The sequence below is a fragment of the Microbulbifer maximicatervae (SeqCode) genome, assembly GCF_052467695.1.
The window spans coordinates 744,496-767,137 of record NZ_CP174320.1; the positions used below are offsets into that span (position 1 = coordinate 744,496).

19 protein-coding genes are annotated in these 22,642 nt (G+C 46.1%); 9 read left to right on the forward strand and 10 right to left on the reverse strand.

Going from position 1 to position 22,642, the window contains the following annotated elements:
- Positions 1 to 50 precede the first annotated feature (50 nt).
- The 3 genes from ACJJI8_RS03180 to ACJJI8_RS03190 all read left to right on the forward strand — a co-directional run bounded on the left by ACJJI8_RS03180 (position 51) and on the right by ACJJI8_RS03190 (position 3,355).
- Positions 51 to 1,322, forward strand: coding sequence for an alpha/beta hydrolase (locus tag ACJJI8_RS03180; protein WP_444934242.1), 1,272 nt, complete (start codon positions 51 to 53; stop codon positions 1,320 to 1,322).
- 49 nt (positions 1,323 to 1,371) lie between these two features.
- A complete protein-coding gene (locus tag ACJJI8_RS03185) occupies positions 1,372 to 1,884 on the forward strand; it encodes a DinB family protein (protein ID WP_444934243.1) in 513 nt (170 codons plus the stop codon).
- 451 nt (positions 1,885 to 2,335) lie between these two features.
- The gene (locus tag ACJJI8_RS03190; RefSeq protein ID WP_444934244.1) at positions 2,336 to 3,355 is read left to right on the forward strand and encodes a hypothetical protein; all 1,020 of its coding nucleotides are present in this window, start codon (positions 2,336 to 2,338) and stop codon (positions 3,353 to 3,355) included.
- Positions 3,356 to 3,518: 163 nt separating this feature from the next.
- On the opposite strand, the gene ACJJI8_RS03195 is transcribed toward ACJJI8_RS03190, so the two are convergent.
- From ACJJI8_RS03195 to ACJJI8_RS03205, 3 genes are all read right to left on the reverse strand, one after another.
- Positions 3,519 to 3,731: a hypothetical protein gene (locus ACJJI8_RS03195; protein ID WP_444934245.1), complete on the reverse strand. Its 213-nt coding sequence runs from the start codon at positions 3,729 to 3,731 to the stop codon at positions 3,519 to 3,521.
- Between the two features lie 345 nt (positions 3,732 to 4,076).
- A complete protein-coding gene (locus ACJJI8_RS03200; protein ID WP_444934246.1) occupies positions 4,077 to 4,874 on the reverse strand; it encodes an SDR family NAD(P)-dependent oxidoreductase in 798 nt (265 codons plus the stop codon).
- Positions 4,875 to 4,968: 94 nt separating this feature from the next.
- Positions 4,969 to 6,027: an MBL fold metallo-hydrolase gene (locus ACJJI8_RS03205; RefSeq protein ID WP_444934247.1), complete on the reverse strand. Its 1,059-nt coding sequence runs from the start codon at positions 6,025 to 6,027 to the stop codon at positions 4,969 to 4,971.
- 134 nt (positions 6,028 to 6,161) lie between these two features.
- Between ACJJI8_RS03205 and ACJJI8_RS03210 the strand changes: the two genes are divergently transcribed.
- On the forward strand, positions 6,162 to 6,773 hold the full coding sequence (locus ACJJI8_RS03210) for a TetR/AcrR family transcriptional regulator (RefSeq protein ID WP_444934248.1): 612 nt from the start codon (positions 6,162 to 6,164) through the stop codon (positions 6,771 to 6,773).
- Positions 6,774 to 6,863: 90 nt separating this feature from the next.
- Here ACJJI8_RS03210 and gbpA read toward each other — a convergent pair whose 3' ends face one another.
- From gbpA to ACJJI8_RS03235, 5 genes are all read right to left on the reverse strand, one after another.
- A complete protein-coding gene (gene gbpA / locus ACJJI8_RS03215) occupies positions 6,864 to 8,558 on the reverse strand; it encodes an N-acetylglucosamine-binding protein GbpA (protein ID WP_444934249.1) in 1,695 nt (564 codons plus the stop codon).
- 784 nt (positions 8,559 to 9,342) lie between these two features.
- Complete coding sequence (locus ACJJI8_RS03220; RefSeq protein ID WP_444934250.1) at positions 9,343 to 10,170, reverse strand: DUF417 family protein; 828 nt, start codon at positions 10,168 to 10,170, stop codon at positions 9,343 to 9,345.
- Positions 10,171 to 10,325: 155 nt separating this feature from the next.
- Entirely contained in the window at positions 10,326 to 10,694 is a 369-nt protein-coding gene (locus ACJJI8_RS03225; protein WP_282931156.1) for a cupredoxin domain-containing protein, read from the reverse strand.
- Positions 10,695 to 12,938 carry a heavy metal translocating P-type ATPase gene (locus ACJJI8_RS03230; protein WP_444934251.1) on the reverse strand — a complete coding sequence of 748 codons (2,244 nt, stop codon included), beginning with the start codon at positions 12,936 to 12,938 and terminating at the stop codon, positions 10,695 to 10,697.
- A gap of 21 nt (positions 12,939 to 12,959) precedes the next feature.
- Positions 12,960 to 13,145: a hypothetical protein gene (locus ACJJI8_RS03235; protein ID WP_444934252.1), complete on the reverse strand. Its 186-nt coding sequence runs from the start codon at positions 13,143 to 13,145 to the stop codon at positions 12,960 to 12,962.
- Here ACJJI8_RS03235 and ACJJI8_RS03240 point away from each other — a divergent pair.
- From ACJJI8_RS03240 to ACJJI8_RS03260, 5 genes are all read left to right on the forward strand, one after another.
- Complete coding sequence (locus ACJJI8_RS03240; RefSeq protein WP_444934253.1) at positions 13,139 to 14,446, forward strand: DnaT-like ssDNA-binding domain-containing protein; 1,308 nt, start codon at positions 13,139 to 13,141, stop codon at positions 14,444 to 14,446. The genes ACJJI8_RS03235 and ACJJI8_RS03240 overlap by 7 nt on opposite strands.
- Entirely contained in the window at positions 14,358 to 15,023 is a 666-nt protein-coding gene (locus ACJJI8_RS03245; protein WP_108734620.1) for a replication protein P, read from the forward strand. The genes ACJJI8_RS03240 and ACJJI8_RS03245 overlap by 89 nt, the downstream gene beginning before the upstream one ends.
- Positions 15,024 to 15,211: 188 nt before the next feature.
- A complete protein-coding gene (locus ACJJI8_RS03250; RefSeq protein ID WP_444935138.1) occupies positions 15,212 to 15,874 on the forward strand; it encodes an outer membrane beta-barrel protein in 663 nt (220 codons plus the stop codon).
- A gap of 217 nt (positions 15,875 to 16,091) precedes the next feature.
- A complete protein-coding gene (locus ACJJI8_RS03255) occupies positions 16,092 to 16,802 on the forward strand; it encodes an outer membrane beta-barrel protein (RefSeq protein ID WP_444934254.1) in 711 nt (236 codons plus the stop codon).
- A gap of 591 nt (positions 16,803 to 17,393) precedes the next feature.
- Positions 17,394 to 17,831: a VanZ family protein gene (locus ACJJI8_RS03260; protein WP_444934255.1), complete on the forward strand. Its 438-nt coding sequence runs from the start codon at positions 17,394 to 17,396 to the stop codon at positions 17,829 to 17,831.
- Here ACJJI8_RS03260 and ACJJI8_RS03265 read toward each other — a convergent pair.
- Positions 17,809 to 19,689: a phytase gene (locus ACJJI8_RS03265; protein ID WP_444934256.1), complete on the reverse strand. Its 1,881-nt coding sequence runs from the start codon at positions 19,687 to 19,689 to the stop codon at positions 17,809 to 17,811. The two genes, ACJJI8_RS03260 and ACJJI8_RS03265, sit on opposite strands and share 23 nt — an antisense overlap.
- Positions 19,690 to 19,821: 132 nt before the next feature.
- Entirely contained in the window at positions 19,822 to 22,425 is a 2,604-nt protein-coding gene (locus tag ACJJI8_RS03270; RefSeq protein WP_444934257.1) for a TonB-dependent receptor, read from the reverse strand.
- Positions 22,426 to 22,642: the final 217 nt, after the last annotated feature.

Sequence of the window (22,642 nt, forward strand, 5' to 3'; positions counted from 1 at the left end):
TCTTAATCGCCTTTTTAAGAAAATTTAAATTCAGCAAGGATGCCGGTGATATGATTTTTCCCCGAATACTGTTAATCGCAGTTTCTTTACTGTGTGTGGGACTATCAGCAGAACCTGAAAGCCCACAGAGCCACTCTTCTGTTAGCACGATCAAACACCTGAGTTATGGCAATGAAATTCTTTTCTCATCCAGAGTCTTGAGTCGTGAAATATCAATCAACATATATTTACCGCAAACGTTCCATCAAGCATCAAAGCAGCATAGATACCCGGTTATCTTTATTAATGGCACTCACGGCGAAGAATTTTTCCACGCCTTAACCGGGGTAGTAAAGCATCTAAGTAGCGTAGAACGTATGCCGGAAAGTATTGTAATCAGCCTTAATGATGGTGGTGATGAACCGGAAACCTACCTACATGGAATGTGGAAGCATACCACTGAGGAGAAGTTTAGCGCCCTGGGAAACCCTGAGACCTATAGTAAATTTCTAACTGAAGAACTATTCCCATATTTAGAAAGCAATTACCGCGCACTCAACAATAGAATGATTATTGGTGTCTCAACTAGCAGTATCTTTCCTCTCTACGCCCTAACTAACAAACCTGGATTGTTTCAGTCTTACTTCTTTTTATCTGCAGCTGACATATTTGGTATGGGGCCCACTTCAGAGAGTACTTTTATTAATGAAATAACCACAAGTATGCAGACCTCATCAAACAAGATCAATGCTTTTTATTTCGCGATGGCTGACAGTGATATGCGTAAAGATAAGCGCTATGAAAAAATCTTAAGTCAAATTAACACCAAACTTTCTCCTTACGCAAAAGAGAACCTCAAACTAAAAATAGAAATTATTAACAATGAAAACCATTACGGTGCCTTTATAAAAGCCGCGTTATCGGCTATCGAGCTTAATTATCCCCACGAAGAATGGTCCGCAAATTATCGAGAATTGATATCCCAGCCTGGTGACGCCTTACAAAATATCGATCATTTCTACCAATCACTCTCACAGAAATATGGCTTTCCTATTTTACCCAGGGCTACACGTTGGAGAAATGTTAACAAATTAAGCTATATCACCAGTTTGTTACTAAAGGATGGTCGCATCCAAGAAGCTATCAGTGTTGCAAGGCGGTGGGTGGAATATCGGCCAAATTCTATTGACGCCCACCAAAGTTTGGCCCGGGCGTTACAACAGAATGATGAAATTTCAGAGGCTTCTGATATTTTGAAAAAAGCACCAGAAATTTCTCGCAATCAGGATAAAAGTAAAACGGCGGCGATAAATCGGCAAATAGCTGAACTCAAGCTCAATTAGCATACGATTAAAAATTGTATTTACTTAAAATAAAAGGAGATAAATATATATGGATTTCACCAGTGCTTTTCAATATAAAAAATGGGCCAACTTAGAGTTATTATCAGCTGGCGAAAAGCAACTTCATCTTCTACCCAAGGAAGATGCGAGCTTCTTTATCCGTATACTCAATCATACTGCGGTGGTCGACAGCCTATTTATAAGCCGCATTACCGAAACACAGGAGCTGTTTTCTTCAGATAACACCATTGAGACACCTACGATTCCAGAACTAAGAGATAGAATGAATAACAATGATTCCTGGCTAATCAACTTCTCTCAAACAGCAACTTTATCCGATCTTGAGAGAGTAATTAATTTTCAATTTACGGACGGGGATTCTGGGCAACTATCAATCTACGAAATTTTTGTGCATTTATTGACCCATGGCAGCAATCATCGAGGAATGGCATCGCGGACGCTATCTGCGAAAGGCTTAGAGAGACCAAAAGATACTTTTACCCGCTTTCTACATGAAGTTGTAGCCTCAAAGACGAAAAATAGTAAGTACTCACAATGTTAAATCAAGGGGTAAATTATAGAAAGTTATTTTTAGGAGATAAAAGCAATAAAACAATGAGTATTGTGATGAAAAACTATTTTTTACAATCTTCAGATTTCCTCAAAACACTATCTTATAGGTTGCCACATAAAAAGCAAGAACAAATAACTTTAACATGTTAACATTTGCAAGCTGTAATAAGACATAAAAGATAAATAGCTAGGTAAGCGGATTAAGCCACTTGTCATTTAGTTCAGTCGTACCAATATTGAAAATAGTATTATTAAGAAAAACCTAAAAAGATCAATAAGATAGAATTGATACAACAAAGACTATAAACTGACAAGACTCTATAATTTTACATGCCGCAATGTAGGGTTAAGCACCAATTTCCAGGGGTAACAACTATTAAACGAAGCCCTAAATAAGACTTAGATAGAGCATCATATTGAGCAATAAAAGGAGTTTATCTTTGAAGTACCTTCAAATTTTATCTATTTGCACTGGCCTTTTGACTACAACTTCCATTCCTCTGGTAGCAGAAGAAGTAGAACCCACCCCGGCAATGGATTTAAAAGAGCCACCAATGGTGATAATCCATGGGCCTATATCCATCCCAGTCTTGGCTGACCCAAGAAATGTTGTTCCTGATCATCTAGAAGCATTTGGTTTCTATCAGTCAGGATGGGAAAAAGACGACATTCCGGATGCTGCGAAATTATCAACTTTTGTCAATATTGACTATGGAAAAGTTGACACATATATGGATGTTGCAAAAAGCAGTGGCACCAAAGTCTGGATATCACTTCAATCAATTTTCTTTAGTGGTTATGATGACGGCTATAAAAAGAACGATGATTATTATGAAAGTTGGTTAGAAGCCAAGGAAAAGCTAAAACCTTACGAAGACATGATCTATGCGTTTGATCCTCTTGACGAGCCATATCATCGCTCTGACATGGACAATGATGACTTAAAGGAGTACCTGGAGGAAATAGGGCTTCTACTCAAGGCGGATTTCCCCAATGCACGTAGAGGTATAACTTTTACAAAAGACACCGTCGGAGAAATGAAGAGTAAATACAAGGGAGAATGCGTTAGAATCTGCTCCAGATTACCAGCCCCCCCAAATAATTATGATTTATTTGGCGCGGATTACTACAAGCATAAAAATTTTCAGTCCGATGTTGTTAACGACCTTATGTATGCAACACAAGACATGGATGTAAAATACCACATAGTACCCCGTGCATTTAAAACCGACAGTCCAAGCTATAGTGTCATGACTGAAGAGGAGTTAGTTCTCCGTGCTTGGGATGCTTATGATTTTGCTGCAAGCAATGAAAAAATTGTAACAATCTTTCCCTTTGTCTGGCGCACAGCTGGGAATAATGAACATGATGAATACAGTTATTATGGTGTAAAAACTCTGCCACTTGTAAGATCACAGTATGAGATTCTTGGAAAAGCAGTTGCAATGTTTAGAGACTAAAAGGAAATAATATTTTCCAGGACGTCCACTTCTGAATAAAAAGTTGGGGTTACCGGAACTTCACTCTGGTAACCCTATGCTTAGCAATTTAAATTACACCCAACCTGAGCCACAAATCACAATACATTTGCCCCCTCCTTCGAGTATAAACTTCAAATCCGAGCTATTTAGTCACTAGGTTTAAATTATCAGCTGCCCTCACCTCATCTTTCCACCAAGCCTTTGTTGTTGTAGGAGATCGCAGGCGAACAGCCTCTCCAATAATAGGCGTTACCAAAGTGACACCCCGATCTTTGGCTGCCGCCTGTGCACGCTCTAAGGGTTCATACCAATCGTGCAGGGCAAGATCAAAAGTACTGTTGTGGATAGGTAACATTGCTCGCCCTCCGAGATCGAGATGTGCCTGCACACTCTCTTCGAGAGGCCTGAAAAGGCCAAAAGATACTTTTACCCGTTTTCTGCATATAATTGAGCCTGAGAGATTGACATCAACCAATACTTCCAACGAAGACAGATCTAAAAGAAAGAGAATCTGGGTTTAATAGTGTGACAACTGGGGTTAGCAGCCTACTTATTTTTAAAAGAAAAAATAAGGAAATCAAGATGATTCCCAAAACCTATAAAAATCTATTCTAATATAAATCTCCCAAAAGGCAGCCCTGGCATAAACAATCTAGGCTACCCTCAAAGTACTTCCAGGAAATCACTTAACGGCCTTTAACTATCTCTGTTTTTTATTATCCACTATCTTTTTAAATACATTCCCAGATAATTTTAATAACTTAGCGCGACTTAAGATTCGAGGCAAGATACTAAGTAATACCTTTTGCCTCCCTGAAAGCACATAGCTTCTGTTGGCAAGAAATCCATGTAACCCTACTTTGGCTACATGCTCCGCAGTTTCGTACTGTTTTTCATCAACACTTACATCATTATTTGCCACTGCCGCAAAGTTTGTCTTAGTTCCACTAGGACATAAACAAGTTACTGTGATACCTGTACCTTCCAATTCGTTATATAAAGCCTCTGAAAAATTCAAGACATAACTTTTGGATGCAGAATATACGCCTGCATAGGGCACTGGCATTAAGGCTGCACCTGAGGCGACATTTATAATTCCTCCAGATCTTTTACTTTTCATACCATCAAGGTATAGGTAACAAAGCTCTGTCAATGTACTAATATTGAGTTGCAGCATCCTTTTATAGGTTCGAAGGTCAAAATCCTCAAAATTGCCCCATTTCCCAAATCCAGCATTATTAATAAGAATATCTACATCAAGTCCTTTATCTTTCGTTTTCTGAAATAATTCCTGTGCAGCCCCCTCTACGCTTAAATCCATAGCAATTAAGGACACTTGGACCTGATATTTCTCTTTAATTTTCTTGCTGACTTCTGCCAAGCCCGCTTGAGATCTAGCAACGAGAACCAAATGAGCTCCCTTATTCGCACACTCATAAGCAAACGCCTCCCCAATCCCTGAAGAGGCACCTGTGATTAATACAGTTTTTGACTTCATAGTACAGCCACTTAAATATTTAGATATGGGAAAAATTTTAAATGAACAAAAGATGTATAACTTATATTTACCTAGCCACGACTTAAGCGATAACTTATTTAGTTTTTTCAACTAAAAGTTCCCGCCACCAGGGTTTGGTTGGCAATGGATTTCTCAACTTTACCGGTGCACCTATCACCGGTATTAACAGCTTTACAGCCCGATTTTCCGCAGCAATTTCTACACGCTCGAATGGTTCAAACCAGTCATGCAGAGCAAGGTCAAAAGTACTGTTGTGGATAGGTAACATTGCTCGCCCTCCGAGATCGAGATGTGCCTGTACACTCTCTTCAGGCATCATATGAACCGAACTCCAAAGCTTGTTGTAAGCACCCGTTTCCATCAGTGTCAGGTCGAATGGACCAAATCGCTCACCAATTTCACGAAAGCCACTAAAATAGCCACTGTCACCGCTAAAGAATATACGGCCCTCGCGCCCTTCAATTACCCAGCTGGCCCACAGTGTTGAGTCTTTATCCGTAAGTCCACGCCCGGAAAAATGCTGAGCCGGCGTCGCGGTAAAGTGCAAACTCCCCAGGGCAAAGGATTCCCACCAAGCTAGTTCCTCAATTTTTTCTGCTGGAATACCCCAGTTACGCAAGCGACTTCCCACTCCGGTAGGAACGACAAATTGCTCTACTTTATCCCTGAGCGCGCGAATACTATTTTTGTCCAGGTGATCGTAATGATCATGGCTGATTACTACTACCTTAATCGAGGGGAGGTCACGAATCTCTATGGGCAATGGATGAAAGCGCTTTGGGCCCATCCACTGAACCGGGGATGCCCGCTTGCTAAATACCGGATCTGTCAAAACATACTGATCATCCATTCGAATCAGTACTGTGGAGTGCCCAAGGCGATATACGGCACCCTCAGCGACTGGGGCTGCCAGCTCTGCAGCGGGAATCTGTCGCAATGGAATAGGCTTCACCGGTGCGGGGGCTGCACGATCCGCCTTAATGTAGGCGCCGATCATCTCAACTATATCAGCACTGCTGACTTGGTAGTCAGTGTCACTGTTGCGGAACTTCTCGGGTTGATTTGCACAGCTACCAAAGAGACCTACCGACATAACAATCACTCCTGCCAGAATCCACCAGCGCTTCTTCATTTCACTTACCATGTAAACTATACAGTGCAGTGTATAAACTAACTATATAAAAGTAAACTATATAGTGTAAAATTTGCGTAAGAAGTAACTCGCCGGCAATGGAATCCCCCGGCCCAGATTTCACAGAGATACCCATGACTGAAAAGAAACCAACCAGAAGTGAGCTGAAACGCCAAGCTATTATTGATGCCGCCAAGCAGGCTTTTCAGGAGCTGGGAGTGCAGGGCACGAGTATGGACGAGCTGGCAGCCCGAGCACAGGTATCAAAACGCACCGTGTACAACCACTTCTCCAGTAAAGAAGCCCTGGTTATGTATTTGATCGGTGAACTCTGGCAGCAGGCTACCCAGCCCTCCGGTTGTGACTACAACCCGGATAGTGATATGCAGTCACAACTCCGTACACTGTTAGAGCAGGAAATAAAAACGATCTGCAACCCTCAATATATTGAGCTCAACCGTATGGCCTTCGACTACTTCTTCCACCAGCCGGAAGCACTACAGAAGGAAATGGAAAAATATAAGGCCCATGAAACCGGGGTGCAGCGCTGGATCAAATCTGCCGTAACTGATGGGCGACTAAAGTCTCTCGACATAGAGGTCGCCAGTGGGCAGATTCACAACCTGATTAAGGGCGGTTGCTACTGGCCTCAGTTACTTCAACTCTCTGGCCCACCGAGCTCCGCCGAGCAAGAGGCACTGGCCGAGCGCACTGCTGCGATGTTTTTAAGTTATTACCAGGCTTGAATCGCTACCCTTAAAGGCCATTTTTCACCTACTAATTTACTCATAAAAAAGGCCCCCAAAGGGGCCTTTTTTTATCTTATCGGGAACAAATTACAGTCTTTCCCAGAGTATCTCCCAGTTCCCGCCAACACCCGGCTCGAACTGTTTTGCACCTCTTCTCACTTCCTTACAGTAGTGGGAGTAAGCAGAGTCCTTACACTCGTAGACATTACCATCACGGCCCAGGACTTTAGTGCCCGCAGCATAGTTTCTATGGCCTCTAGGGAAGACATAATCATAATCCTGATCACTCGAGGATTGGTCATCGTCATTGGAGCTATCATCGTCTCCGTTTGAAGTATCGTCGTCATCATTAGAGGTGTCGTCATCGCCGTTGGAGCTATCGTCGTCACCATTAGAAGCGTCATCATCGCCGTTGGAGCTATCGTCGTCGCCGCTCGAGGAGTCATCATCACCATTGGAAGTATCGTCATCCCCATTCGAGGAGTCATCATCACCAGAGGTGTCTTCAACCAGGTAGAAGTTCAGAGTGTTTTGATCAACCATGTTGCCATCGCGGTCTTTTACCACCACTACAACCATATGGTGCCCTGCTACAGTCTCTGAGAGAGTCAAGCTAGTACTGGCAGTATCACCATCATCAATGTTATTGCTATAGCTTGCTAGAGTATCACCGCCATGATTTACCACTGTAACCTCAACGCTGACATCTCCCGTAGCACTGAGAGCCAAGTCTAGAGAAATAGCACCGCCTGTAATTGTGTATTCACTTTCAAGGCCACTTACCGTTACTTCATAGTTGGGCTCTTCTTCGCTCAACTCGTAACCGATCTCGACATTTTCCAGGCCACTGCCATCTTTTAGATAAATGCGGTTGATACCGTACAGAGGCTCAAAACTATTATCACCATCGAAATCACCGGCGCGGATATCGGTCTGCTCTGCATTAATCAACTCAGCCAAATCGTGTGACCAGTTTTCAGCGATGCCCTGCTCTTCGGAGGCAATTTCCAAAACAGTGCTGTAAGATGAGTTTTCACCTGAGCCATCAAATACGCGGGTATATACTTTATCGCCAACGTTCAAGTCCTGCGTCGGATTGATGGTACCCGCAGCGCTCCACTCGGTATTAGTGACATTATCGCCATCGAACTCTACATCGATAACATTGTAGAAAGCGTTAACCGTATCACCTACATCCCAAACAGCCAGAATTACATGATAGCCCTCGCGATCCGGCACCTGACACTCATGAGTTGTATTTACATCTGGCTGTTCATAATTGCCATCTATCTCACAGAATGGGTCGAGATCAAATTGATCGCGAGTCAAGACTGAATTCGGATTCCAATCTTCTTTAGTAATATAGTATTTCCAATCACGAGTTACATGGTTGGCGGTGAAGTACCATTTGAAGGTTTGCCAACCGGAGCTAATATAATTTTTTACCCAGCGATCAGATGTCTGTTCATTAAGCTCAGACCAGGCACTGCTTCCTCCACTGGCAATTTGCCCATCGGCAGGGCCGCTATCGGGAAAGCCTTCTGGACCTTCAATACTCTGTGGCTCCCACTGAACTGCGCCGCAATTCAAATTCATTTCACCGGTATCTAATGCGTATTTACACAGGGTACCACGCGCAGAAGCTACACCACCGTCAGCGGCCTCAACATAACCATGACTGAAAGCATTAGAACTGGCACCGGCTAATACCACTGCCATTAATGTGCGATTGACTATCGGTTGTTTAAATACGGATGATAATTTTTTCTTACGTAGAATCATATCTCTGCCCATTTATTACTTTGCGCTCAACTTCCTTCCCCAGCTGAACACAAATTTTTACTTTTAGAGGATGTAAATCCTGCAACGCTAGCGACAGAGTTATGGACCACCACTAATTGGCACGGTTCCTATTATTTTTAAAATTTAAACAAACAACTTTTAGCGTGTCACCGAAAGATAATCCTAATTTTTAATAAATACCACCCCATTAAAAGTTCCATATAAACACAAAATAAAAACATAAATAATGACAAAATAATTTCTTACAAAATAGAAAAATGACGACCAAAAACAAAAAATAAGACCACAATTACGGGCAATTACTGCAACATAAAATCAATAAAGGCGACATCTAGTGGTATTTTATTCCAGCAAGGGAAGTCAGGTATAAATCCGAATATACCGCTTATAAAAATATAAAAACAAAATATGGAAGAACTATGAATTTCACACTTAAACCCTCCCGGAACTCAATATGAAACCCTAACTAACTCCACCTATCGCTTACCGGCAAAAATACACGGTGCACCCACGACAAAATAGAAGCAGAAAAAACCTAGAAAACAACGACCAATACTTCTTCTGTAACTAATCAAGCAGAGGGTTTTCCAATGAAAATTAAAAATATTAGTTTTTTAAAGCTATCACTTCACTGAATTCACGCCGGCCAGATATCCCTAAGCCCACAGAAAATGCCACCTTTCGATAACTTACAAATAGTATTCCCAATATATCAAATCTGGCATTTTGGGGGCCTCAGAGCAACTCTTTGACCCCATCAGTTTTAAGATTTAATCATGGAGTTTCTAAAGCCCAAGATTAATATCAGGTTTGCGATAAACCACAGATCTTTAATAATAAAAATACCGCTGGAGCTAAGTTGCCAGGGAGCTACCCAACTGCCTGGATAGGAGTAGAGGAAGGTCTGGGTTGTTATAAATACTGCGGCACAAAGCAATAGCCCCGGCCAAAACAGCTGCCGGATATAAATACCCAAGGCGAGGATAGCCAGCGCAATCAAGTCATATATACCGATAAGATTTGAGGCCACCTGCACGCTAAATACACTGTATAACCACGACATCAGTGGCGAAGTGCTTACCAGACCTTCAATCCCCTCAGCCTCAAGCGCTGTGAATTTCATCCCACCAATCCAGAGTAATACCAAGCCGACAGGGAAATAATTGAGCCATATCAGCTTTAGTGGACTCAACGAATCCCGATACAACCAGGTAATACCTAAGGTTAACAGGGCAAAGTACTTAATTATCCCCTGTCCTGAGCCAATTGCCGGAAAGCCGCCCAGGGAGTCGATCCAATGGCCGCGGCCAAGAAGACTCAGTAGGGGCACTAGCGATATTAAAATCAGAAGGATTGCCAGGGGCTTAACAACCCGCTCAAAGCGAAGGGCGAGTGCCCCCAAAATAGCGGCGACTGAAAAAATAATAGCGGTCAGTAAACGTATAGAGGAAAGCACCTCCTCATTAGTGACACCGTAGAATTCAAATACACGCTTGATACCACCCCATTGGCCGGAAAAAAGCGCCACCGTAATAAGCGCAAAGGCGATGGCCACCAGGGCGAAGGGAAGTTTTCGAAGAAGGAATGACATTTGTTGACGACCTCTTAACAAATTAGAGCTTAGTCACCAGCCTGACCAGAGCCCCTCTCTCCATACAGGTGAAAGGCGGCTCTGGGGTATTGGTTAAATCTATGTCGTCTTGGCCCGGGGAATTATTACACCCCCAAAGAGAATCACATTTACTGTTACTCCAGTATCAATGTGCCCCGATACATTTGCATCTGGCAGTTGAACGGGTATTCACCCGGCTCGGCTTTTGGTATTTCCACCAAGGTATCCTGGTTCAGGGCAAGCTGAGCGCTGACTTCCAAGTCTGGAAACAATACCCACTCGGAGCAGGGACTTGGGTCCTCCCGGTGAAAATGCAAAGTCGCTGTGCGACCGGCGGGCAGGCGGATAAGATCCGGTTCGTAAACTCCATCCTTAACCAGAATCTGTAAATTATCCGTGCTCGGCGTCGCCTTACTGGCACTTCGTTTTGGCCCCAACCAAAACCACCAGATAACAGCCAGAATCATCAGCACACCGACGATATTTACGAGAACTTCAGCCATTTAGCGAGCCTCCGATGGTTTAAAGAAGCGCAGGCGGTTGGCATTACTGACCACCGTCAGGGAAGAAAGCGCCATAGCACCACCGGCAACAATGGGGCTCAGTAACATACCCGTAATCGGGTAGAGGACACCGGCGGCGATGGGAATACCCAGAGTGTTATAAATAAATGCGCCAAACAAGTTTTGCTTGATGTTGTGCAAAGTGGCCCGGGACAACTCCACGGCATTGGCGACCCCGTGCAGAGAGGAACGCATTAGGGTGACATCGGCGCTCTCAATAGCAACATCGGTACCGGCACCTATCGCAAAGCCCACATCGGCCCGCGCCAGGGCCGGGGCATCGTTAATCCCGTCACCCACCATACCCACTCGCTCGCCTTTTTTTTGTAATTCAGCGACGATCCCCTCTTTATCTTCCGGCAATAGTTCTGCGTGAACTCGATCGATGCCCAGTTGCCGGGCAACCGCTTCGGCACTGCCGTGATTGTCCCCGGTAAGCATTTCAATGCGTAAACCCAGTTTGCTCAGTCGCTCGATTGCAGTTTGCGCATCAGCGCGAATCGGATCGGCTACGGCAATAATCCCCCGCAACTTGCCGTCCACGGCGGCGTACATCACCGTGCGCCCCGCCGCAGCCAACGTGGCTGCCCGCTCATTCCAGACATCCAGGGGAATGGCTTCCTTTTGCATTAACTTGGTATTCCCCAACAGCACGCGACTGCCACCGATATCACCACTCACACCGTGAGCTGTGATGGCTTCAAAGTTGGCTGGAGACTGCAATTCAAGGTTTTTATCGTGAGCGGCCGTCACTATGGCTTCGGCCAAGGGGTGCTCTGAGCCCTGCTCCAGGCTCGCCACCAAGCGCAGCAGTTCATCTCTGTCGCCATCACTATCGATATCTGTTAGACGCGGAGAACCCTCGGTGAGAGTCCCGGTTTTATCCACAACCAGGACATCCAGGGTGCAGGATTGTTGCAGGGCCTTGCCGTTGCGCACCAGTACACCATACTCGGCACCTTTGCCCACCCCCACCATAACGGACATGGGAGTCGCCAAACCCAAGGCACAGGGGCAGGCGATAATCAGCACCGAAGTCAGTACCACCAGCATATGGGCAACCCGAGGATCGGGGCCCAAGTTGAACCAAACCAGTGCGGCCACCAGGGCAATAATCATCACCACTGGCACAAAGATGCCGGAAATCTTGTCCGCCAAGCGCGCGATAGGTACCCGGGAGCTCTGGGCATTCTTTACCATCTCGATAATCTGCGCGAGGCGGGTGTCGGAACCCACTTTATCTGCGCGAAACAACAGGCTGCCATTTTTATTCAGGGTGCCGGCGGCGAGGCTGTCACCCTCCGCCTTTTTCACCGGCACTGGTTCCCCGGTGAGCATGGATTCATCTACCAGGCTGCGCCCTTCAAGCACAGTACCATCCACCGGAATTTTCTCGCCGGGGCGGACGCGCAGCTGGTCTCCCTGCTGCACCTGCTCGATAGGCAGATCCACCTCTCGGCCGTCTCTCAATACCCGCGCGGATGTATCCTGGAGCTCCAACAGCTTCTCCACTGCGGCACTGGTGCGCCCGCGAGCCCGAATTTCCAGTGCCTGGCCGAGGCTGATCAGGCCAATAATCATGGCACTGGCCTCAAAATACACATGTCGTGCCGCTTCCGGTAAGAGATGGGGGACCAATACTACAAGCATGGAGAAGAGCCAGGCCGTTCCCGTGCCCAGGGCCACCAGCGTATCCATAGTGGCATTGTGGTGGCGCAGTGCCTTCCAGGCACCGCTGAAGAAGTTACCGCCACAGAAGACCAGCACTGCCAGGGTAATCAGCCCCATAGCACCCCAGGCCAGCTGCTCCGCAGGGGTATTCACCGATACCTTGTCAGTGATCAGCCCCCAAGCCATCATTGGCACGCCCACGCCCAGAGCAAATGCCGAGCGCCACAACTGCTGGCGGTAGTGCCGCTGTGTCTGCTCCCGCTGTTCCGCGCGCTGCTCTCGTTCACTACTTCGCAGGAGTTCAGCGCCGTAGCCCGCGCCTCGGACGGCTTCGATACAGGATTCAGCCTCCGCCGGGCCGTATACCGACAGGATTTTATCGGACAGGTTTACCCGGGCATCAGTCACCCCGGCTACGGCCTTAACCGCAGTCTCAATTTTGTTGATACAACCGGCACAATTGACTCCACTCAAACGGAACACCGTTGGCGCAGATTGTTGCTCCTTCGTCATCTTGCTCTCCCGCAACACCAATTACAGCGACAAAGTTACAACCTTACCGCTAGGGGAAGGCAACAGTTGGCAGCGCACCGTCTGCCGAAATTTCGCAGTCAATTCATCCTTCAGCTTAGTGGTTGGCACCAGGGGCAGGAAAAGGCTGAGGATTCGCCAATGATCGCGCATGCGATGCGCCGGAATGTTATTATCGCGCCATGACACATCCCCTGCTTCCCGAAAGACCCCTGAGTATCTCTCCTTCTCTGGCTGCCACTGTCGGCCTGGAGGAAGCTGTGCTGCTCACTGCACTTGGCGACCTGGCTCCATTCCTTCCCCTGGAGCCCTACGGAGGCCGGGATTGGTATACCGCCGAGGGGGAGCAGCTATATCTGCTGCTGCCCTTCTGGCAGGCAGCGGATATCCAGCGGGTAGCCACCAGCTTGCGCAACCAGGGTGCCCTCCTGCTGGGGGCGGCACCATTCGGCAGTAGTGAGATTCTGAAGTTCGCCCTGTCCGGTGAGTACAAGCGCCCGGTGGCAACACCCCCTACCCCGTCCAACCGCAATGCCAACACTATTGCCCCCAGTTGGCAGCCGGATAGTGAAACCATGGCACGTATCGCCCAACTGGGTATTCCAGAGCACTTTGTAAGGGAGCAATTGCCAGAGTTTGTCACTTACTGGCGCGAGCGCGCCGAGCCCCGCCACTCCTTTGGCTCCCTGTTCCTGCGCCAGGTTAAAAGCAAGTGGGAGGCTTTTCGCGCAACGGCTCAGCGCAAGCAGCCACTGCCCAACGGCTGGCAACCCAGCGATGAGACCCTGCGCAAGCTGGCAGACGAGGGAGTCCCCAGCACTTTTGTCGGCCGCGGCCTACAGCGCTTTCTCGATTACCACCGCTCCAGTGGCAAGCAGTCCATTTCCTGGGATTTGGAATTCAATGATTGGATCATGGAAGACTGGGAAAAGCAGGACACGCCATTTATCGAAAAACGCAAGCCCACTGCTATGTCCCGCGACTGGCAGCCCAGCGAGCACACCTGGGAGCAGTTGCAGCGCCTGGCCATCAATCCGCGCTTTGCTGCCGAATTACTGCCGGAATTCATTTATAAATGGACCGAGCGCGGTGGCCACAGTGCCCGCTGGGGTGAACTGTTTATCGAGTATGCGCGGGAAGAGTGGGCCTATTACTGCCAGGGTATTGAGAAAAACCCGGTGGCCAAACCCATCTCCCGCAACTGGCAGCCCAGTGGTGACTGCCTGAGTCATTTGATGAACCAATGCGAGATAGATCGCGACTTCGCTCTATCCCTGGTTCCGGAATTTATTATTTACTGGCGCGGTCAAAATGCCGCACGTAAAAGCTGGGACGCCGTATTTGTGCGTCACGCGCGCCACCAGTGGGCGGAGCGCAACAAGCTGGCAATAGGAAACTCTTATGGCAATCCACAAGACTCCCACAACAACACCAACCAGCGCACCCGCGACCGGTCAATCGGCGACATACTCACAGACACAAACTGGTAGTGAACAGGGCCAGGAACTGCTGAACGAAAAGAAGCGTGCAATCAATGAAGTATTTGCGCTGTTTAAACTGAATTATCACAATCAGTTCAGCGCAGCGTTTCCAGACACTGAAACCCTTCACCACGCCAAGCGCCTCTGGCTGGAGGCCCTGCTTGCTTTCGCTCCCCAGGATATAATGCAGGGTGCCAAGCGAGCGATCCTGCAAAGCGAGTACCTGCCCACCGTACATAAAATGCTGCAGCTGTGCGCCGCTGGGGAGAATGGTTTACCGGAAGCACGCGCCGCCTATCGCGAGGCCTGCAATGCCCCCAGCCCCAAAACCAATTACAACTGGAGCCACTTAGCGATCTATCACGCAGGGCGGGAATCCAACTGGTTTTTTCTTGCCAATAACCCCGAGTCTATCGCCTACCCGGTCTTTGCTGAGCACTATCGAAAAATATGTGAACGAGTCCTGGGGGGAGAAAAACTAACCGCTCCAGAGCAATTAAAGCTGGAGGAAAACCCCGGCTCACCACTTTCCAAGGAAGAAAATTCGAAAAGACTCTCAGAGATGCGGGCAAAGCTTGGCATTTAGAAATTAACAGCCAACTGCTTACTCTGACTTTGAATACAGGGCCTGATATCTAAAGGCCCTCACGCCAATGACTTGTTAAGTAAAAGCCCTGATCTAGCTTTACTGTGCTTGAAATAAAAATAAACAAAGCACAGGACAGATCATGAATAATTTTAAGACCACCTTAAAAATAAGCTTTTTCCAGCCTTATATTCACTTTCGCTACAAATACCAGCGCTGACTTTGCCAATAGGAAATATATTGGGGCTACCCTCGGTGAAACCTCTTATCCTCAATTTTGCTCATCTGCAAACCCCCGGATAAAATCACAGATTCCTCAAGGATCTACAGACGGACGCTTTCATTGCAACAGTAGCGGCAGTACGATTAAGTTTTATGGCGGCTTACGCTGGAACAGATACCTCGCCCTTGAAATCAGCTATCTAAAACCTTCAGCTGCGCAAAGCAGCTTTTATACCAATAATGAAAATGGAGAGTATGCAAAGGCCGCATACCAGGTTGAAACACATTTATTGACCGCCTTTTTATTGGGTTTTTATCCTGTTAACTCCAATATAAATATGTTTGCCAGAGTCGGAGCTGGAGCTTGGAGAGGGAAATTATCAGAGCAACAATCCGCTCAATTTTATCTCCCCCAGCAATTATCCAATGGACAATTCACGGCACAACTTCAGACGTTCGATAAAGACAAGTCCCAAAACCACAAAGGCCCTCACTGGGGAGTTGGGGTCGGTATGAATTATGTCTATAGGAATCACTGGATTTGGAGACTGGAGTGGGAGAAACTGGAGCCCACTGGAGTAGACTTCAATGCAGAAACACTATCACTGGGTTTAGGGCGGCTTTTTTGAATTTTGTTAATTGACACCTATAACTTTATACAAATTAAATAGAGTTCCCACAAACTATTACTGGGAACTCTACCTTTAGGCGCCAAATCCAGTTAATAGAGTAGGTCCTAACTTCGACCAATCTAAAAGACGTTATTATTTTGGTGGTTGCCTTAATCAAATTTCACTCTAAAATCAGCTTCAGCGGTCTCCCATATAAGCTAAACAAGGTCAAGCCATGAACCGCTTTAGCCCCCTATTCATTATTTTTCTACTTTCCTTACCAGCCCTTGCTTGCGCCGATTTCTACTCACACAAATATGCTGGTATTTCTTTCGGTAACCAGCATGCCAATAACTTGTGTAGCGAAGCAGAAAAGCGAGTTCAACAAATTAGCGCCAGCTTAGATCAAGTGGATCTCAGTCGGTGTGATGATAAAAATAACGCCTGGAAACTATTTGCAGGAATTCGATGGACACCTTATCTGGCAATTGAAGCCAGCTATCAAAATTTCAATAAGTACCAGCTGGATACCCATATTTCATATGGGGGTGGTGAATACTTAAACTATTTCTCTAATTTTGATAGCCAGCTTTTCAATATATTTTCCCTGGCGTATCTTCCCCTGGGAGAATCATTTAGCTTATTCGGGAAACTTGGCACCGGCATCTGGTATGCGGAAACCAATGAGATTCAGAAGGGTGAAGTTTTTATCCTATACCAGCTTGAAGATGGCAGTTTAGTAGAACAATTAACTCCTGTCAGAGGTGAATTAAACGATAGCAGCAATGGATTCCACTGGGCATATGGTGCTGGTGTTAACTATAGCTATAGGGGCAAATGGAGCCTACGGATAGAGTGGGAACAGTTTTCAAAAATTGGGGGCGATACGTTTCTGGATGAAATAGATAGTGAAGCTATCACCATGGGCTGGAGTATGCATTTTTAATGATAAAATCCAGTTAAATACTGACAGAACTCCTCTCTATAAACAGCCATTAACTAACACATTCTAAAATGAACAACAAAAAGAATAAAATACTGAATGAAAAAGATCTGGAGGAATACCAAGAAGACTATCGAGCGAAAATAGATTATGAAAACACGCTAAAAGAAACCAAAAAAACTCATTCAATTATATACATTACAATAGTATCTATACTATTAATTTACTCAATCTTCGTTTCGAGAAGCTCTAGGCAGCTAGACAATTTTCAATGGACCATTCTTATAGTGTTTGTGCTGTTAATATTCGGAACAAAAAAACAGCTAGAGCAAGAAAAACTTGAAAACCCACCTTTTTGCACCGACTGTAAGAAAAACATGGAGCCCTATGAGTTTCGATCTAAAAGTAAATCACTAGATATTAATGGTATCGCCTACCTATGTAGGGACTGTAAGTCGAAAATAATTGATACTGAGCCATCACATTCTGGCTAATTCACATAGACAAATGGCCTATCTTTCCGATCCAATTAGATATCTATAAAATCAACAGCCAAGCTTCACAAGATTAGACGAAACTGTATCAATAAGTATTATGCCAAGATTTCTCAAGGCTTCAGCCCTACTGTTTTTTCTTTTTATTCTTTGGATTATCTATCTAGCCAATACCGGATCGAGTAGTATATTTTTTGACCTTGTCCGTGCTATCCCCTATGGCGATAAATTAGGCCATATCGCCTTGTTTGGTACTTTTGGCCTTATCCTGATACCTGCCACCCGCGCCACTTATTTTAAGCTCGGCTTTATTAGAATTTACTATGGTGCTATCGCAGTGCTTGGCTTTGCCCTGATTGAAGAGATAAGCCAGGCATTTGTTCGCTCAAGGACTTTTGACTTACTTGATCTGGCCGCCGATATCGTTGGAGTGATACTTGCGAGCTCTCTGGTTTACCTGGTTCAGAGAGCCCGCAACATTAACAATTTAAGCCAGCCTGAAAACCCCGATACCGCTAGTGAGACAACAGACGATTGATATCCCTCCAATCAACCAATTTAAAATTCTGGGCTGCGCTGGGCATTCGGTTGCGCCCATCCTGGACAACTAACAAACCTCGAGGATATTCCGCACCCAAAGCTGAACTGGTAACGGCCAAACCATCGGTCTCCGAACTGCCATCCACACCTAGCTGGGGATTCATACCAACCCGAAAATGGGTAATAAATTCATTCCCACTACGGCTGAATAGTGCATAGCTATCATTACCTTGACTGGATATCACTAGATAGCCCTTATCGCCATCCTGATAAAGTGCCAATCCCTCTATATCTGCCACCAGCTTTTCACCATCCACTTCTGCCACCAACTCTGGAGAGGCCTCTGATAAGGACTTTAGGTCCAGCCGCCAAATCCCCCGGTCTTCCTCAGCAAAAAACAGGGTTCCGAACTGGTCATCCACAACACAGCCTTCAACCTGTCCATAGTCATCAAACTGGATACCCTGCTCAATCTCAAACTCATTGGAGGACTCAGAGACATTGATTTTGAGCTGATGCAAGCTGGCCTCCTTATCAGAAACCCAGGCATAAAGCCCACTATCGTCCTGTTGCAGGCACAAGCCATAGGGATCATGAAGCCCTATACCCCGATATCCAAGATACTCCACTTCGCCCATTGCACTGATAGCAAATAGATCCAAACCGGGATTAGTACGATTAGAGGCAACGGCAATCGCATCAATATTAGGGTGGGAAATTTTACGGATATCGACATTATTGACCCTGCCCACTGGAAAATGCTGTTTTAACCCGCCGGACAGATGATAGACATTGAGCCCCTTTTTTTTATCTGTAGCAAAAATCAGGCTGTTTGCCGGCGAATGAGAGTTCACCCAAATAGCGGGATCATCAGCAGCATCACCATAAGAGTGAACGGGGTCAGTTTGTCCCCTGGCGGCAACAGTGGGAATAATTTCAAGCGGATTATCTGTAACGCTGGTCAGCTTGTTATTTATCGGGAAATAGGTTATTTCACTCTGCTTATCATTTAGCACGGCCAACCTATCACCAAAAACTGCAATAGAGGCAGGACTTTCTGCAGGCAATGTCCAAGACTGGTCGGGCCTACCACTTCCTGACAAGTCGAAAACCTGTACTCCCTGTTCCACAGCAATCCAGATTTGGTCCTGCTGATAATCCAGTTGCAAGCTGCCGAAATCATCACCGAGCTGTTTCGCCGAGATTAAAAACTCACGCTCCTCATCTCGCTCTGCATCGGCATTCAATGCCAATATCCCTATAGGCGGCTGTGATACCAGTAATCGCCCCCGACGGTTATCCACGCTACAACTATTAACCTCCTCCCCCAAATATATTGGGCGGATCTCGGTAAAGTCCCAGTGCTCATCACTGGGAGAAAGCAGGTACTCAAATCCCAGTCCGTCCTCTCCAATGGCAAACAGGTGATCTCTTCCTGCTTGTAGTGAAAAACAGAGTGCGCTCACAGGCTTGGCACTCTCAAGCTTTCCTAAAAGTTGAAGCTGCAAATCATCGTTTAGATCAGTAAATAATTGATATAGATGTAATTCTGCTTCCTGCTCTTCGTAAGCGGCCACCAGGTAGCTACCATCTTCTCTTGGCTGAATTACAAGTGCCTCTACTCTGCCATCCTTTTGAACTTGTATTTCTGCGGAATCATCTACAAGCACCAGCCCCTTATCTTTACTGGATAGCAACAAGTATTGCTGCTCAAGGAAACTGACCAGCTGAATCTGTTCAGCTATCACCCCCTTTAAAGATATGATCTTTTGCGAAGATAATCTTTGACTACCCTTTTCAAGATCGCATCCCAGTAATATAAGGCAGGACAAAACACCCACTATTGAAAAACGCATAATAAAACCTGCTCAGGATTTACCGGAAAATAACAGAAAATATTACTTTTGCAAAAAACAAAACCCCCACAATATTGCAGGGGCTTTATCAAGGTAAGAATTTACACTAACCAAAAAATTCCAGTTAAAATTTTAGAAAGTGCTGTAGCTCAACCCAATCGCATAAGTCGGACCGTATTCTTCGTACTGACCATTAAACCCAGACGTGTGAACATAGTAAGGCTCATCCGTGAGGTTAACCCCAGTAAAAGTGAGTTGAAGGCCATTATCAAAGCGGTAGCGGGCCGACAAATCCAATTGCAAATGGTCTTCTTCGTAGCGGTCATTGACCTCATTTTCAAGGTCTACTTCCAGCAGGCGTTCACTGCGGAAAGCTGCTGACAGGCGCATACTAAAGGCATCGCGTTCATAGCCTACAATAAAGTTGCCGACAAAATCCGCCTGGGAAGGCATAGATATTTTGTCACTGCGATCACTGCTATTGAGACCCAGATCAGCTTCTGAATCGGTTAATGTTGCATTAGCCCTGAGTAAGAACCCATTTTCAAAACCTTGGGTCCAGGCCAGTTCGGCACCGCTGATACGGGCGTTGTCTCCGTTAATCGGTTGCCATACTTCAGCATCATCAACCGCTAAATTCCCTACAAAACGGGTAAAATCGGTATTACTGGAAACCTCAGACATAACAATAAAGTTATCGATACTCTTATGGAAAAGTCCCACAGAGAACATACCCAGGTCGTCCGCATAGTATTCGGCAGATAGGTCGATATTGCGGGATTCATAAGGGTCTAATTCTGGATTTCCAGCTTCAACCTCCAGTTCCCCATCATCGTATTCAATTTTGGCCGGAGAGGGGTTCAAATAGCCAAATGATGGACGCGATAAGGACTCCGAATAAGCTGCACGGAGAACAACATTATCGTTGTAATCAAACTTGTAATTAATACTGGGGAAGAAATTGTCGTAGTCCCGCTCGTAGTTAACCTTAGTGGCATAAACCTCTTCTGCAATTAAATCGGCACCCGGCAGGGGCTCTTCCGACTCTGCCACATTCACTCCTTCAGCAGTAAATTCGGTGCGCTCATAGCGAACCCCAAAAACCAGCTGGGAGCGATCCAACTCAATAGAATTCATCACATACAAGGCCGTGATGTCTTCATTCATTGCGTAGTCACGGGCGGATGCCAAAGCGGTCTCCGTCTCATCTATGTCAAAATCACTGAGGTTAGCATTGATAAAACTATTCAGGCTTCCAACATTGACGCCAGGTCCAAATGCATCCAAACCATAATCGATACTATTGCGAGAAAAGTCCGCCAGAGTGTAATCCCCACCAAACCCTTCATATACAGTCGCATTTAAGTCACCAGCCTTTTCTCGCTGACGCTCATGTAATCCGAATTTAACTACTGAAGGATTGCCAGCCCAATCAATTTCTCTACTGATATCAATACGGAAGCTAATTTCTTCATCTTCAGTAAAGTTATCTTCAATGACCAACTCATCGAGTTGATAACTGGCCGGGTCCAATACTGCTTCAACATCCTCACTTCCCACCGCCATACGGGGAGTATCACCAGCTTCAACATACCCCAAACGCAAGGAGTCCAAGACAAAATCGGTATCGCGTCGATTGGGTTCAGATTCCTCTGCATGGGAATATCCCAAGGCATAGGACAATCCCCATTGCTCAAAATCATGCTCGCCACCAAATACCGCAGAAATAATTTCCTGTTCTTCCAGGCGGTCCTTCAGGGACTTCTCCAACGCGGCCTCTTCCCATTCTGCCGAGTTGGCTGAAATAGTCTCCGGCTCATCGCGCTCATCATCGAGTTTCCAGGAATTGCGCTGGCGAATTTCCTGATCAGAAAAATCGGAGTACAAGCTGTGGAGATAGATACTGGAGTCACTGCCCAGGTCCAGGTCGAAGTTGGCAGCAACGCCTGTGCGCTCCCTGGTAATGCTGTAATCTCGATGTTCTATTTCGGTCGCGCCCTTAGCGACAGAGCCATCTTCAGCCGTCAGCTCTTCCCAGCTACCGTCAGTCTCAATATTATCTGAGCCAAAATCCCGCTCCTGGTGACTTAGCGCCAGGGCCACCCCAAGACGGCGCTCGCCAGCAAGTTCAAAAATATTTGTCATTGTCGCAGCCACTTTGGGGCTGTACTCTTCCTGCAGCTCACTGTAACTATTCTCTACGCTGAACTTGTAGCGATTGCTGTCATAATCCAGGGCATTCAGACTTTTGATCTCAATGGCACCGCCAATAGAATCTGCGCTCATATCTGGCGTAAGCGTTTTAAACACCTCCAAACTCGCCAATAAGTCCGATGGAATAACGTCCAGGGCTACCGCCCGAGTGTTTGTTTCCGGTGCCGGCAGGCTCACTCCGTTAATTGTCGCCGCATTCAAATTTGGGTCTATACCCCGAACCCCGACAAAACGACCTTCGCCCTGATCCCTTGCAATAAATACCCCCGGCATCCTCTGTAACGCTTCCGTGACATTGGCATCGGGGAGTTCACCGATCGCATCAGATGTTTGCACCGCTACGACTTTATTGGCATCGCGCTGCCGATCCAAATCGCTGCGCGCATTACTCGCCTGAGCAGTAACTGTCACAGTTTCCATAGCCTGGTCATTCTCTGCGACAGTATTCGCGCTAATGATGGCAGTCGCCAGAGCCGCCAATGGCATTCCCAGTAACCGCAAGCCTGAAGTTCTGTATTTCATTGCGTCCCACTCCCACTTTGCCGGTGGCTTATTGAATTGGACGCAGACTAGAAGGCCGCTATGAACTTTACGTGACATTTTTTTTAAGCTTGTCATCACATAGTCAATTAGTACTGCGACGATAGATGTAAGCCCTGCTATTTACACAGATATCAATCGCCTTAAAAAGAACCATCAAGGCAATTAACAGTAAAAAGCGTCATATACTGAAGCCAAA